Annotated in this window: 12 protein-coding genes and 1 pseudogene; 4 read left to right on the top strand and 9 right to left on the bottom strand. The window is 56.7% G+C overall.

Annotated elements, in window-relative coordinates; all coding sequences use genetic code 11:
- Window positions 1-21: 21 nt before the first annotated feature.
- The 3 genes from cdaR to dgt all read right to left on the bottom strand — a co-directional run bounded on the left by cdaR (window position 22) and on the right by dgt (window position 4,406).
- Entirely contained in the window at window positions 22-1,179 is a 1,158-nt protein-coding gene (cdaR, locus tag OGX84_RS05545; protein WP_047458822.1) for a DNA-binding transcriptional regulator CdaR, read from the bottom strand.
- 158 nt (window positions 1,180-1,337) lie between these two features.
- On the bottom strand, window positions 1,338-2,759 hold the full coding sequence (gene degP, locus OGX84_RS05540) for a serine endoprotease DegP (protein ID WP_012133996.1): 1,422 nt from the start codon (window positions 2,757-2,759) through the stop codon (window positions 1,338-1,340).
- Between the two features lie 132 nt (window positions 2,760-2,891).
- On the bottom strand, window positions 2,892-4,406 hold the full coding sequence (gene dgt / locus OGX84_RS05535) for a dGTPase (protein ID WP_112001166.1): 1,515 nt from the start codon (window positions 4,404-4,406) through the stop codon (window positions 2,892-2,894).
- Between the two features lie 83 nt (window positions 4,407-4,489).
- Here dgt and mtnN point away from each other — a divergent pair, with 83 nt between their 5' ends.
- Genes mtnN through OGX84_RS05520 form a run of 3 tightly spaced genes read left to right on the top strand, consistent with a single transcriptional unit; the run spans window position 4,490 to window position 6,641 of the window.
- Complete coding sequence (mtnN, locus tag OGX84_RS05530; protein ID WP_012133998.1) at window positions 4,490-5,188, top strand: 5'-methylthioadenosine/S-adenosylhomocysteine nucleosidase; 699 nt, start codon at window positions 4,490-4,492, stop codon at window positions 5,186-5,188.
- On the top strand, window positions 5,181-5,981 hold the full coding sequence (gene btuF / locus OGX84_RS05525; RefSeq protein WP_012133999.1) for a vitamin B12 ABC transporter substrate-binding protein BtuF: 801 nt from the start codon (window positions 5,181-5,183) through the stop codon (window positions 5,979-5,981). The genes mtnN and btuF overlap by 8 nt, the downstream gene beginning before the upstream one ends.
- A 36-nt stretch (window positions 5,982-6,017) precedes the next feature.
- On the top strand, window positions 6,018-6,641 hold the full coding sequence (locus tag OGX84_RS05520) for a TRIC cation channel family protein (protein WP_012134000.1): 624 nt from the start codon (window positions 6,018-6,020) through the stop codon (window positions 6,639-6,641).
- 105 nt (window positions 6,642-6,746) lie between these two features.
- Here OGX84_RS05520 and erpA read toward each other — a convergent pair whose 3' ends face one another.
- The 3 genes and pseudogenes from erpA to clcA form a co-directional block, all read right to left on the bottom strand.
- Entirely contained in the window at window positions 6,747-7,091 is a 345-nt protein-coding gene (gene erpA / locus OGX84_RS05515) for an iron-sulfur cluster insertion protein ErpA (RefSeq protein WP_012134001.1), read from the bottom strand.
- Window positions 7,084-7,143 (bottom strand): annotated as a pseudogene (gene yadW, locus OGX84_RS05510) (small protein YadW). Before yadW ends, erpA begins: the two are co-directional and overlap by 8 nt.
- A gap of 28 nt (window positions 7,144-7,171) precedes the next feature.
- A complete protein-coding gene (gene clcA, locus OGX84_RS05505) occupies window positions 7,172-8,593 on the bottom strand; it encodes a H(+)/Cl(-) exchange transporter ClcA (RefSeq protein WP_130028353.1) in 1,422 nt (473 codons plus the stop codon).
- 170 nt (window positions 8,594-8,763) lie between these two features.
- On the opposite strand from clcA, the gene hemL reads away from it, so the two are divergent.
- Complete coding sequence (gene hemL, locus OGX84_RS05500; RefSeq protein WP_101744224.1) at window positions 8,764-10,044, top strand: glutamate-1-semialdehyde 2,1-aminomutase; 1,281 nt, start codon at window positions 8,764-8,766, stop codon at window positions 10,042-10,044.
- Window positions 10,045-10,114: 70 nt separating this feature from the next.
- Here the strand turns inward: hemL and fhuB are convergent, their stop codons facing one another.
- From fhuB to fhuC, 3 genes are read right to left on the bottom strand one after another with little or no spacing between them, the layout of a single operon-like run.
- Window positions 10,115-12,097, bottom strand: a complete 1,983-nt coding sequence (gene fhuB, locus OGX84_RS05495; protein WP_058668589.1) for a Fe(3+)-hydroxamate ABC transporter permease FhuB — start codon at window positions 12,095-12,097, stop codon at window positions 10,115-10,117.
- On the bottom strand, window positions 12,094-12,984 hold the full coding sequence (gene fhuD, locus OGX84_RS05490) for a Fe(3+)-hydroxamate ABC transporter substrate-binding protein FhuD (protein ID WP_112001169.1): 891 nt from the start codon (window positions 12,982-12,984) through the stop codon (window positions 12,094-12,096). The genes fhuB and fhuD overlap by 4 nt, the downstream gene beginning before the upstream one ends.
- Window positions 12,984-13,781, bottom strand: coding sequence for a Fe3+-hydroxamate ABC transporter ATP-binding protein FhuC (gene fhuC / locus OGX84_RS05485; protein ID WP_286457531.1), 798 nt, complete (start codon window positions 13,779-13,781; stop codon window positions 12,984-12,986). Before fhuC ends, fhuD begins: the two co-directional genes overlap by 1 nt.
- Between the last annotated feature and the right edge of the window lie 41 nt (window positions 13,782-13,822).

Genomic DNA, 13,822 nt, shown 5'->3' with positions numbered 1-13,822 from the left:
AAGCGTCGCGCCATCAGGCAATCACCGTTGCTCGTCCAGTTGCAACGCGACATACAGCAACAGCCGATCGTCAAAATTGCCCAAATCCAGCCCCGTCAACTCAGAGATGCGGTTCAGACGGTATTCCAGCGTATTACGGTGAATAAAGAGCGCCTTCGACGTTGCCAGCGGCTGCACGTTATGGCGAAACCACGCGGCCAGCGTCCGGCGTAACAACCCGTTATTATCCATCGCCTTCAGCTTTGAGAGCGGGCGCGCCAGCTCATTGGCCTGCCAGCCGCCACGCAGGCTGTCCAGCAGCACTGGCAACATCAAATCCTGGTAAAAGTAGCTACGTTGCTCCGGCATACGCTGCTTGCCCACCATCATGGTAGTACGCGCAGTGCGCCAGGAACGGGCGATACTGCCCGGGCCGGTAAAATAGTTCCCCAGTGCGACCCGAAAGCGCAATTGCCCGTTCTCTTTCATCCGGGCAATCAACTGCTCAATACGCTTGCGATGGTCGTCCGCATCCCAGCGCCCAAACTGATTCAGCGCCGGTTTCAGCACAACCATTTCCGTCAAAGAAACGATAGCAATCAAATTGTTGCGTTCAGGCGTCGTTAACGCATTTTGCAGTTGCTGCAACTCCTCCATCGCGCTGTCAACGCCAAGCTGCCCGCTGTCCACTTCAACCACGGCAGCCACACGCGGTTGGTTCAGGTCGATACCCAGCCGCTGCGCCCACTCCGTCAACGCTGGCGTATTTTCCTCAGCCTGAATCAGGTTCATCACCAGTTCTTCACGCAGACGGCTGTCCTGGGCCAGCAGATGCATCAGCCGCGACTGCTCCAGCATCATTTCGGCAGTCATACAGACCAGCTCACCGTATTTTCGCAGGTGTTGCGGCTCACCGGTTAAACCAATAACGCCGACGATCTCCCCTTCCAGGCGCAACGGCAGGTTGATCCCCTGGCGCACGCCGTGGAGATGCCGCGCCACCGCATCATCAATATCGACCACGCGCCCCTGCGACAGCACCAACAGCGCGCCTTCGTGCAATTCACCAATGCGCTCCCGATCGCCGCTACCGATAATACGCCCACGGGCATCCATTACGTTGATATTGGTATCGATGATGCGCATTGTGCGCGCCACAATATCCTGTGCCATTTTGGTATCAAGATGCCAGCCAGCCATAATCCCCTCCTGTGAGCAGAGCTCAAGCATAGGGAAGATGCTAACCTGCATCATTGTGCATCTGCACAAACTAAAGCAGAGAAGTATGGAGTTGTGGGGGGCCTCACAGAATGTGAGAAATGCCCTTTTCCCGGACAGGAAAAGGGCAAGAGAGGAAATTACTGCATCAGCAGATAGATGGTGCTATCGCCGCGCTGAATATTCAGCGCCAGAACAGAAGGTTTGCTGTCGAGGATTTTACGCAGCTCAGCGATGTTCTTAATCGCCTGCTGGTTGGCCCCCACAATCACATCCCCTTTCTTCAGGCCAATCTGCGCAGCCGGCGTATTCGGCTTCACGTTGCTGACGACAACGCCTTTATCCTGGCCTTTGTTGCTCATTTCCGCGCCTTCAATACCATTGAAGATGGAGCTGGAATCAACCTGATTCTGGCTGCTCTGTTGCAGTTCCAGGTTGACGGTCACCGGCTTGCCATCACGCAGCAGACCAAGGCTAATTTTGCTGCCTACCGGCATCGTACCCACCTGGGCGCGCAGCGCGGCAAAGCTGCTGATCGGCTTACCGTTCAGGGACGTGATCACGTCCCCGGCTTTAATACCGGCTTTCGCCGCAGAAGAGTTCGCCATCACCTGGCTGACAAACGCGCCGCGCTGGGCATCAACTTTCATCGCCTTCGCCAGTTCAGAGTTTAGCTCCGTCCCCATGATACCCAACTCACCGCGTTTAACCTGGCCATACTCCACCATCTGGGAGGTCAGGTTTTTCACCATGTTGCTGGGGATAGCAAAACCAATACCGATGTTGCCGCCGTCCGGCGCAAGAATCGCGGTGTTAATCCCGATCAGCTCGCCGTTCAGGTTCACCAGCGCGCCACCGGAGTTACCACGGTTGATGGCGGCATCCGTCTGGATAAAGTTTTCGTAGTTTTCCGCGTTCAGACCGCTACGACCCAGTGCGGAGACGATACCGGAAGTCACCGTTTCGCCCAGACCAAACGGGTTGCCGATAGCGACGGTATAATCCCCCACGCGCAGCGCGTCGGAATCCGCCAGCTTAATGGCCGTCAGATTTTTCGGGTCCTGAATTTGAACCAGCGCGATATCAGAGCGCGGATCTTTACCGACGACCTTAGCGTCAAATTTACGGCCATCGCTCAGCTGAACTTTGATGACCGTCGCGTTATCCACCACATGGTTGTTGGTGACGACATAACCTTTTGCGGCATCAATAATGACGCCGGAGCCCAGCGCCATAAATTTCTGTTGCTGACCGCCGCCCTGACCCCCGCCCTGGCAGAACGGAGAACTCTGGAACGGCGAACCGTCCTGGCAGAATGGCGAATCATCGCCAAAGAACTGCTGGAAATTACGCGGCATGCGCGGCGTGTTGACGGTTGTGCTACCTTCCACGTTGATACTCACCACCGATGGCATCACTTTTTCGAGCATCGGTGCCAGACTTGGCATCTGCTGGGCAGTCGTTGCCGAAGACGCCGTCTCAGCCGCCGTTGCAGACAGGGGGGACAGCGCCAAACCTAAACTCAGAGCCAGTGCACTCATTGCTAATGTGGTTTTTTTCATGTGTTTCAATCTCGATTAACAGATAACGCAAAATTGCTGTGTACGTCAGATTCGTTTTATAGCGCGAAGTTCCAGAATAAAGTTTCTGGAAAAAGTAAAAATTTATTGTCCATCTTTACAAAAGCGTATTTATTATTCAACCGCCATCAGACGCCGGTATTCATCCCAGGCGTACAGATCCGTCATCCCGCTGATATAATCCTGGATCAAACGGCAGCGATAATAATATTCCAGCGTGGGGTACTCCGGCGCCTCCGACGATAATTTACTGACGGCCTCCACGTAAGCCAGGCGATGGCGCGTAGAGAGCTTCTGGAATAAACGAGATTCTATTGGAAAACGCTTCACCCGCTCTTTTTCAACCAGTTCCCTGAAATCGACCAGGGACATACGTAATAACGGTTGATAAATTTCTAATAACCCGCTGATGACGCGATAGCCCTGTAATTCCAGTTGTTCAACATCCGGGTGGCTAAACACATGTTTTATCGCCACATTTTTATATAACTCAAGCAACTGGCTGAAGCTGCTGGCGTCTTCCAGCAGCGCATGATTGAAACTGCCGTCAAAGATTTGCGGCAGGTTATCAATAAAACGCTGAGCCGCGTAGGGCACCAGTTTATTTAGCGTATTCACGCGCAAATACATAAAGAACTGATCTTCCGTACTGCGGCTTAGCGAATTTGAGCGAGATTTTTCCCAGGCATTCTCAACAACCTGAGTAAACAGCGATCCTTTTTCATGGTGGCCCCATGCTTCGTAAAGATGGTGATATAACTGCTCAACGCTGAAGATTCTTTTCTCGACGGCATCTTCCAGATCGGCCACACAATAAGAGATATCATCGGCGGCCTCCATAATCCATGTTAATGGGAAACGGCTGTAAGGCGCTAACGCAAGTTCTTTACGTAACCTCTCAATATACGGCGCTTCAGAGAGATAATACCCCGGCTTTTTCATTAAATAACGGTGCGTCGCGGGCGTTTCTCCTCGCCACCATGCCGGGCGAGTGTATTTTAAAATGCCGCCCACCTGCGCCCAGGTCAGATTCATGCGCATTAATGTATGCACCAGGCGGATGCCCTGCGCGTTGCCCTCGAAATGACATAAATCCTGACGCACCTTGCGACGAATATCATTCAAAGACTCCTCGCCTTCACGCAGACGCAACGCCGCCACCGCGCAGCGATCGTCGCTAAGCGGCTGGCTTTCCGCATCCGCCGGGTGCAGGCGCTGGCGAAACCAGTCATTGATCGCCGCCTCGCCGAAATGACCAAACGGCGGATTGCCAATGTCATGCATCAGGCAGGACATTTCCACAATGCTCTCAAAGGGGCCGGTCAGTTCATCCAGACCGTATTGTTCCAGCAGCTTTAACTCTTTTAACCGGCTCAGGATCTCTTTCGCGATATAACGCCCGACCTGCTGCACTTCCATAGAATGCGTCAACCGCGTCCGAACGGCGGCGTTACGCTCCAGTGGAAAGACCTGCGTTTTTTGCTGAAGCCGACGGATCGCCGGGGAATTGATGATGCGTCCACGATCGCTTTCAAAGATCCGCAGGATCTCATGTTCGGTCTTCACACCCTGCGGTGAACGATAACGACGATGCCAGTTAATTTTATTTCGGAAATCGATCTGTGCCATGTCCTCTCCCGCCTGAGAAATGCGCTTCCCCTTAAGCGCATGATAGACTATGCCCTCAAATCTGGCTTATCGCGAGTAAATCTATGAAAATCGGCATCATTGGTGCAATGGAAGAAGAAGTTACGCTGCTGCGTGACAAAATCGAAAACCGTCAGACGATCACCCTGGGCGGTTGTGAAATTTACACCGGCCAACTGAACGGGACCGAGATTGCGCTGCTGAAATCCGGCATCGGTAAAGTCGCGGCGGCGCTGGGCGCAACGTTGCTGCTGGAACGTTGCAAGCCGGATGTCATTATTAATACCGGTTCCGCTGGCGGTCTGGCCCCGACGCTGACAGTCGGCGATATCGTCGTTTCCGATGAAGCGCGTTATCACGACGCCGACGTTACCGCGTTTGGTTATGAATTTGGTCAGCTCCCAGGCTGCCCGGCAGGTTTTAAAGCCGACGACGCGCTGATCGCGGCGGCGGAATCCTGCATCGCAAAACTCAACCTGAATGCGGTTCGCGGACTGATCGTCAGCGGCGACGCTTTCATTAACGGTTCCGTGGGCCTGGCGAAAATCCGCCACAATTTCCCGCAGGCGATTGCCGTGGAAATGGAAGCGACCGCGATCGCGCATGTCTGCCATAACTTCAACGTGCCTTTCGTGGTGGTTCGCGCCATCTCTGATGTGGCCGATCAGCAATCCCACCTCAGTTTTGACGAATTCCTGGCCGTAGCCGCGAAGCAGTCCAGTCTGATGGTTGAAACGCTGGTGCAGAAACTGGCGCATGGCTAAATTATTCTCCAGGGCGCTGGCCGCCCTGCTTTTAGCCCTTCCGCTGTGGCTTTGCGCCGCACCGCGCGTCGTTTCCCTCTCCCCTTCCAACACCGAACTTGCCTTTGCCGCAGGGATCACGCCCGTCGGCGTCAGCAGTTATTCCGACTATCCCCCGCAAGCGAAAAACATCGAAGAAGTCTCCACCTGGCAAGGGATGAATCTGGAACGTATTGTGGCGCTCAAACCCGATCTGGTCATCGCCTGGCGAGGAGGCAATGCTGAACGGCAGGTTAACCAGCTGGCGTCCCTGGGCATTAAAATCATGTGGGTGGATGCCGTAACCATTGAGCAGGTCGCCGACGCACTGCGCCAGCTTGCCGCATGGAGTCCTGAGCCAGAAAAAGCCAGACGCGCGGCGCAAACGCTGCTGGACGAGTATGCTGCGCTAAAGTCGCAGTACGCTGATAAACCGAAAAAACGCGTTTTTCTCCAGTTTGGCGCGAATCCGTTATTCACCAGCGGAAAAGGCTCCATCCAGCACCAGGTTCTGGAGGTCTGCGGCGGAGAAAATATTTTTGCGGGCAGTCGCGTCCCCTGGCCGCAGGTCAGCCGCGAGCAGGTGCTGGCCCGACATCCGCAGGCGATTGTCGTTACCGGCGATGCGGGCGAAATTCCTAAAATAGAACAATACTGGCAAAACCAGCTAAAAATCCCGGTTATACCGCTGAATGGTGACTGGTTTGAACGCGCAAGCCCGCGTATCATCCTCGCCGCAAAACAACTCTGTAATGCGCTTTCACAAGTAGAATAGAACCTGCGCAGTCAGGTTCTCAGTGGGGATTCGATAATGCTCGTCTATTGGCTGGATATTGTAGGCACAGCTGTCTTTGCTATCTCTGGCGTATTGCTGGCCGGAAAGTTGCGTATGGACCCGTTTGGCGTACTGGTGTTGGGCGTCGTGACCGCAGTGGGCGGCGGGACGATCCGCGATATGGCGCTGGATAACGGGCCCGTCTTTTGGGTCAAAGATCCGACCGATCTGGTGGTGGCGATGGTCACCAGCATGCTCACCATTTTGCTGGTGCGCCAGCCGAGACGATTGCCTAAATGGATGCTTCCCGTGCTGGATGCCGTCGGCCTCGCGGTGTTCGTCGGTATCGGCGTCAATAAGGCGTTCCTTGCCGAAACAGGCCCGCTGGTCGCCATCTGTATGGGCGTGATTACCGGCGTCGGCGGCGGGATTATCCGCGACGTGCTGGCGCGTGAAGTGCCGATGATCTTACGCACGGAGATTTATGCCACGGCCTGTATTATCGGCGGCATCGTGCATGCGACGGCGTTTTATACCTTTTCCGTGCCGCTGGAAAGCGCCAGTATGATGGGGATGGTTGTGACGTTGATGATTCGTCTGGCCGCAATTCGTTGGCATTTAAAATTACCGACGTTTGCTCTGGATGAGAACGGGCGTTGATTTCACTGCCCGATGGCGCTGACGCTTATCGGGCCTACATTCAGGAACGCAGCAACACGCACCGTAGGCCGGATAAGACGCCCTGCGTCGCCATCCGGCAATACATCAGATACTAAAGGACGAACCACACCCGCAGGTGCTTTTCGCATTCGGGTTGGTAACCACAAAGCGGGAACCTTCCAGACCTTCGGTGTAATCGACAGCGCCGCCTACCAGATATTGCAGGCTCATCGGGTCAACCACCAGGCCAACACCCTGCTTCTCGATGGTCATATCACCTTCGTTCACCTGATCATCAAAGGTAAAACCGTACTGGAAACCGCTGCAACCACCGCCGGTGATATACACGCGCAGTTTCAGATTCGGGTTATCTTCGTCAGCGATCAGGCTTTTTACTTTCTTGGCTGCTGCTTCAGTAAATTGCAGTGGCAGCGCTACGTCATCACTCATTTTTTGCTCCAAACGACATTGGCAATTGGGCAAATTATAACCCAATCGTTATGGCATTATCTAATACCCTGGTATTTCATTCAAGTATTCTCACCAGCGGCCGACCGCTGGCTTTTTGCCGCCTGCTCCGCATCCTGTTTCGCCAGCGTGCGCGCAAGGATGGTGGAGTATAGCGGTTTTCCACCCATAAATTGTGCTAATAGTGTTGCGCCAAGACAGGTAATAATCATTGGCAAAATGAGCTGATAGTTATCGGTCATCTCCAGCACTAACACGATTCCCGTTAAAGGCGCACGCACCGACGCCGCCAACAACGCGCCCATTCCGGCAATCGCGAATGTTCCGGCTTCCAGATGGTACTGCGGAAAACACGCAGCCGCCGCCATACCAAATGCGGTGCCGAGCAACGTCCCCAGCGCCAGCATTGGCGCAAAAATTCCGCCCGGCGCGCCGGATGAGAAACAAAGCAGCGTGGTAAGGACGCGGGCGATAAAAATAAACAGCAGCAGGCCTACGCTGTAATTCCCCGCCGCCGCAATGGGGATCAAATTAAACCCACCGCCCGCCGCTTCCGGCTCAATTAAGCCGAGAATACCGCACAGGCCGCCGATCACGCCGCCCATCAGAACCCACTTTTTGATTTCGCCGCCGTGAAAACGCTGGAACATATCCTGAGTGCGCAATACCAGATGATTGAACAGCGGCCCGACGCAGCCAAAAATCATGCCGAGGATTAAATATAACCATAGCGTATTAACTGGTGCGTTTGAGAGCTTCCCGACCTCAATAATCGGCGCTTCACCGTTAAAAATACGAAACACAATGCTCGACATGATCACGCCCGTAAACACGGCTTTGATCGAAATTAAATTGTAACGAAACTGCGGGCGCATCTCTTCGATGATAAATAAGATCCCCGCCAGCGGCGCGTTAAAGGCTGCCGATAACCCTGCGGCCGCGCCGGTTGCCAGTAAGGTGTGACGCGCCTCGGCGCTACGCATACGGAAGAGGTCCAGCACCATTCGCCCGATATTGCCCCCGATTTGTACCGTCGGCCCTTCCCGCCCCAGCACCATGCCAGCGCCCAGCGTTCCCATACCGCCCACAAATTTCACCGGCAGCACGCGCCACCAGCGAACAGGACGCAACTCTTCCAGCGCGCCTTCTATTTCCGGGATGCCCGACCCACCGGCTTCCGGCGCAAACTTACGCACCAGAAAATAACCGACCATCGCCAGCAGCGCAGAGAGGATAAAGGCCAGCGGCCAGACCAGAATCGCGTAATCGGCCGTCTGAACGAGCGCGCCGATACGTAAGTTTTGCACCCAGGTCACGGCTTTCTCAAACGCGACGCCAATAAGACCCGTGACGGTGCCGACCACCGCCGCCGTTAATAAGATGGCCAGCGGCGTTTTATCCCGCTGAAGTAGTCTGCGGATCAGATCCCCGCGCCGTAAGCGCACAACTTGCTGTGCTTCGAAAGTGGGAGTGTCTGTGTTCATCAGATGATCATTAATTGGTAATACAAATACAGAAGCGGCATTGTACCCGCCTGTTTCGGGAAAATCCCCTGTAAATCGTCATGTTTCAAATGCGCAAAATGTTCATAACCTTCTGTGAATAACTTAGAATAAAGGGCATTCACTTTTTCTACGAACCAGGAACCCCATCCATGAGCAAGTCTGAAAACCTCTACAGCGCAGCGCGCGAGCTTATCCCCGGCGGCGTCAACTCCCCTGTTCGCGCCTTCACTGGCGTGGGCGGCACCCCGCTGTTTATCGAAAAAGCAGACGGCGCGTATCTGTATGATGTCGATGGCAAAGCGTACATCGATTACGTCGGCTCCTGGGGTCCGATGGTGCTGGGCCATAACCACCCCGCCATCCGTAATGCAGTGATTGAAGCCGCTGCGCGCGGGCTGAGCTTCGGCGCGCCGACCGAGATGGAAGTTAAAATGGCGGAGCTGGTCACCGAACTGGTGCCGACTATGGACATGGTGCGGATGGTGAACTCCGGCACCGAAGCCACAATGAGTGCGATTCGCCTGGCGCGCGGCTTCACCGGTCGCGACAAGATCATCAAATTTGAAGGCTGCTACCACGGCCACGCCGACTGCCTGCTGGTGAAAGCGGGTTCCGGCGCACTGACGCTGGGCCAGCCGAACTCACCGGGCGTTCCGGCTGATTTCGCCAGACATACCCTGACCTGCACCTATAACGATCTGGCTTCTGTACGCGCGGCGTTCGAACAATATCCGCAAGAGATTGCCTGTATTATCGTCGAGCCGGTGGCGGGCAATATGAACTGCATCCCTCCGCAGCCGGAATTCCTGCCGGGCCTGCGCGCCCTGTGCGACGAATTCGGCGCGCTGCTGATCATCGACGAAGTGATGACCGGTTTCCGCGTGGCGCTGGCGGGCGCACAGGATTATTACGGCGTAGTGCCGGATCTGACCTGTCTGGGCAAAATCATCGGCGGCGGCATGCCGGTAGGCGCATTTGGCGGACGCCGCGATGTGATGGACGCACTGGCGCCGACTGGCCCGGTTTACCAGGCGGGAACGCTTTCCGGCAACCCGATTGCCATGGCGGCGGGTTTCGCCTGCCTGACCGAAGTCGCCCAGCCGGGGATTCACGAGACGCTGGACGAACTGACGACCCGCCTGGCAGAAGGCCTGCTGGATGCCGCGCAGGAAGCCAATATTCCACTGGTGGTGAATCACGTCGGCGGTATGTTCGGCATCTTCTTTACCGACGCGGAATCCGTAAACTGCTATCAGGATGTAATGGCATGCGACGTTGAGCGCTTCAAACGTTTCTTCCACATGATGCTGGATGAAGGCGTTTACCTGGCGCCGTCCGCCTTCGAGGCAGGCTTTATGTCCGTAGCGCACAGCATGGACGATATCAACAACACCATTGATGCCGCACGTCGGGTATTTGCGAAACTGTAAATCGTCATTGCCGGGTGGCGCTTACGCTTACCCGGCCTACATATGGCGCCGTAGGCCGGATAAAGCACCATTACCGGCTCTGCTTACGTAACAGATAAATAAAATACGGCGCGCCGATAAACGTCGAGAGCAATCCCGCCGGGATTTGATACGGGAACAACACCATTCTGCCGCACCAGTCGGCGAAAACCAGCAGTATTCCCCCCGCCAGCGCCGACATAATCATATGCGGCATCGTGCGGCGAAAACCGAGCATCCGCGCGATATGCGGCGCCATCAGCCCGACGAAGCTCAGCGGCCCAATGGTCATCGTCGCGGTCGCCGTCAGACAGGCCGCCAGCAACAACAGCCCAACACGCGATGGCGTCAACGCGATACCCACCGCCCGCGCCGTCTCGCCGCCCAGCGGTAAAATGGTTAACCAGCGACGACACAGCGGCGTAATCGCCAACAGAATCACCATCACAATGCCGGTGCGTACCACCTGTTCTTCCGACGCGTTGTAGGTCGAACCGGAGATCCAGGTCAGCACTCCCGCCATGCGCGGATCGCCGCTCGCCTGTAACATCATCAACAGCATCGTAAACGCCGTACTGAGCGCCATCCCCGCCAGCAGCATACGGTGCGGAGAAAAGCCCCCGCGTCCTGCCGCGACCATGATGATCAGCAACGTCGCCGCCGCGCCGATGCTCCCGGCAGGCAGCAGCCAGCCAAAAGCGTTACCCGGCACCAGGAACAGCATCAGCACCACGCCGAACGCCGCGCCGGAGCTGATACCCAGCACTTCCGGGCTGGCCATCGGGTTTCCGGTCAGGCGTTGAATAATGCACCCCGCCACCGCCAGCATCACGCCCGCAATCAATGCCGCCAGAATACGCGGCCAGCGCCAGGGCATCAGTTCATCCAGCAGCGCGCCGCTCGCCCAGTTCCAGCCGTGCGCGTCACGGCCAAAAGAGAGCGCCACGAACACCGCCAACAGCAGCACGACACCGCCTGCCAGCGCAAAACTCAGCACATGCTGGCGTTCCGCCGCTACGCGGTCATTAGCGTTCATTGCCGGCGCGCTCATGCTGCGCAGACGCGGCAGCAGCCACAGCAACAGCGGCGCGCCAATCAGCGCCGTCACGGAACCCGTAGAGACCTCCATCCAGACGCGGGTCAGCCACAAAATGGTCTGATCGGAAAGCCAGAGGATCAGCGCGCCAATCAGCGGCGCCAGCATCAGGCGCGCCAGTAAGCGACGCGCCCCAAGCATTTTCGCCAGCAGCGGGGCGAACAGGCCGATAAAGCCGATAATCCCAACGGCGTTAACCAGCATCGCGCTGAGCACGATCGCCAGCGATAAAGCCGCCAGACGCGCCAGCGACAAGGCCAGCCCCAGATTGCGCGCTACGCCGTCATCCAGCCCCATCAGGGTCATCGGACGCAGCAATAGCAAGGTGAGCATCACGCCGCCCAGCAACTGCGGCCACAGCCTCTGCACCCCGCTCCAGTCGGTTTGCGTCAGCGTTCCGGTGCTCCACAGGAACATGCTTTGCAACTGGTCGTGGTGGAAAATCACCATCAGCTGGTTAATCGCCCCGCAATACAGGCTCACCACCAGACCGGCGAGAATCAGCGTAACCGGTGACAGGCGTTTTCCCCAGGCGACGCCAAACACCAGCGCCCCCACCACGCACGCGCCTGCCAGCGCCGCAAATTGCGTGGCCATCGCGCCGGGAATCGCCCATAGCGTCGTTAGCGTAATCCCGAGCTGCGCCCCTGTCGCCACGCCGAGCGTCGTTGGCTCCGCCAGCGGGTTACGCAGCACCTGCTGGAACAATACGCCCACCAGCCCAAGTCCGGCCCCGACCAGCAAGGCGATCGCCAGGCGTGGCAGCAGGCTATAGTGGAAAATCATTTGCTCAATGCTGTCGATATCCGGCGACCAGAACGCTTGCTGCCACTGGCTGCGCGGCAATGCGATGGAGAAGTTAAACCAGGTCAACCAGGCAGCAGCGATAAATAACACCGCCAGCAGCAACGCCGGAAATAGCGCAATACGTCGACTCACGCTTTACCTCCCAGCGCATTATCCAGAATGCGCACGAAACGCATGCTCGACAGCGTCGCGCCATAAAACCAGACGGCAGGCACGCGCTGAAAACGTCCGGCGCGCACAAACGGCATCGCCTGCCACAGCGGCGTCGCCATCAGCGCAGCCATATCCGGGTTATTGCCGTGATCAAAACAGAGGACGTCAGCGTCTTTATAGGCCGCCAGCCGGTCGATACCGACCGCAGTGCTGCCCCAGAAATTGGTTTCCCCCTGCCAGGCATTGCGAATGCCGAACGCGTCCAGCGTCTCCTGGAATAAGCAGTTCGGGCCGAAAACCAGCATATGGCGCGGATCGAGCAACGTCATCAGCAGCAGAGGCCGGTCGCCACGCCGGGCAAAGCGCGGTTTCTGGCTGTCGATAAAGCTATCGTATTCCGCCAGATGGCGGCTGGCCACAGACTCAAGATTAAGCAGTTGCGCCATTTCAATTAACGACTGACGCGCTACCGCTAACGGCTTTTTGCCATCGCTGAAGCTAAAGCCGCGCCCCGGCGCGATACGCGCCAGCTTTTCAGGCGAAGGGCCATAGCCTGCCGACCAGACCATAAATGAGGGCTTCATTTCGGTCAGCAGTTCCAGATTAGGTTCGGTACGCAGCCCAACGTCAATGACCGACTCCGGCAATGCGGGCTCGTTAACCCACAGGCGATAATTGGGAATATCCGCCACGCCGTAAGGCATGATGCCGAGCGCTAACAGCAACTCTACCGGCAACCATTCCAGGGCGACAATACGATGAGGATCGACGGTTGCGGCCCGGGCTTGCCCCATTTGCCAGAGCAGAGGAGAAAGCGCCATCGCCGTTAACAATCGACGTCGGGTAATAGAATGTAAGCCGCTCATTAATAGACAAAACTCACGGGTGCGGCACCAGCCGGATGCGGCAAAATTCCCATCGGGATGCCATAAATCAGCTCCAGCGTTTCACCACGCATCAACTCTGCTGGCGTACCCTGGGCAATCATTTCGCCACCGCGCAGCGCCACCAGATAATCACAGTAGCGGGCCGCCATGTTGATGTCGTGCAAAACGGCAATCACCGTCAGCCCACGCTGCTGGCTTAAGCGGTGCACCAGCGCCAGCACATCAACCTGATGCGCGATATCCAGCGCGGAGGTGGGTTCGTCGAGTAGCAGGCAGCAGCTATCCTGGGCCACCAGCATGGCGATCCACGCCCGCTGACGTTCCCCGCCGGAGAGGCTGTCCACCAGACGGTGCGCCAGTGGTTTTAGTCCCACCAGCGTAATCGCCTCTTCCACTTTTTCTCTGTCGGTTACGCCAAAACGCCCCAGCGCGCCGTGCCACGGATAACGCCCAATCGCCACCAGCTCGCGCACCGTCATCCCTTCCGCCTGCGGAAGCTGCTGCGGCAGATAGGCGACCTTGCGGGCAAACGCTTTACTGTTCCAGCTGTTCAACGGCTGATCGTCGAGCAACACGTCGCCTTCCGACGGCGGTTGATGCCGCCCCAGCATTTTCAGTAAGGTTGATTTACCTGAACCGTTGTGACCAATAAGCCCGGTAACTTTACCCACCGGAAAGGTCAGCGAAAGAGGATGCAGAAGCGTGCGGCCAGGCACACGAAAGGAGACATTACGTAGGGCAAAAGTCGTGTCGGGACGGGTTGTGTTTTCCTGCATAGCGGCCAACTTGTAAAGCGGGCACGGCGAACCGTGCCCAA

The sequence above is a fragment of the Citrobacter sp. CK202 genome, from assembly GCF_030333225.1.
Classification (GTDB): Bacteria; Pseudomonadota; Gammaproteobacteria; order Enterobacterales; family Enterobacteriaceae; genus Citrobacter_B; species Citrobacter_B koseri.
Note: the sequence above shows the minus strand (reverse complement) of the source record. Positions and strands in the feature narration are given on the sequence as shown.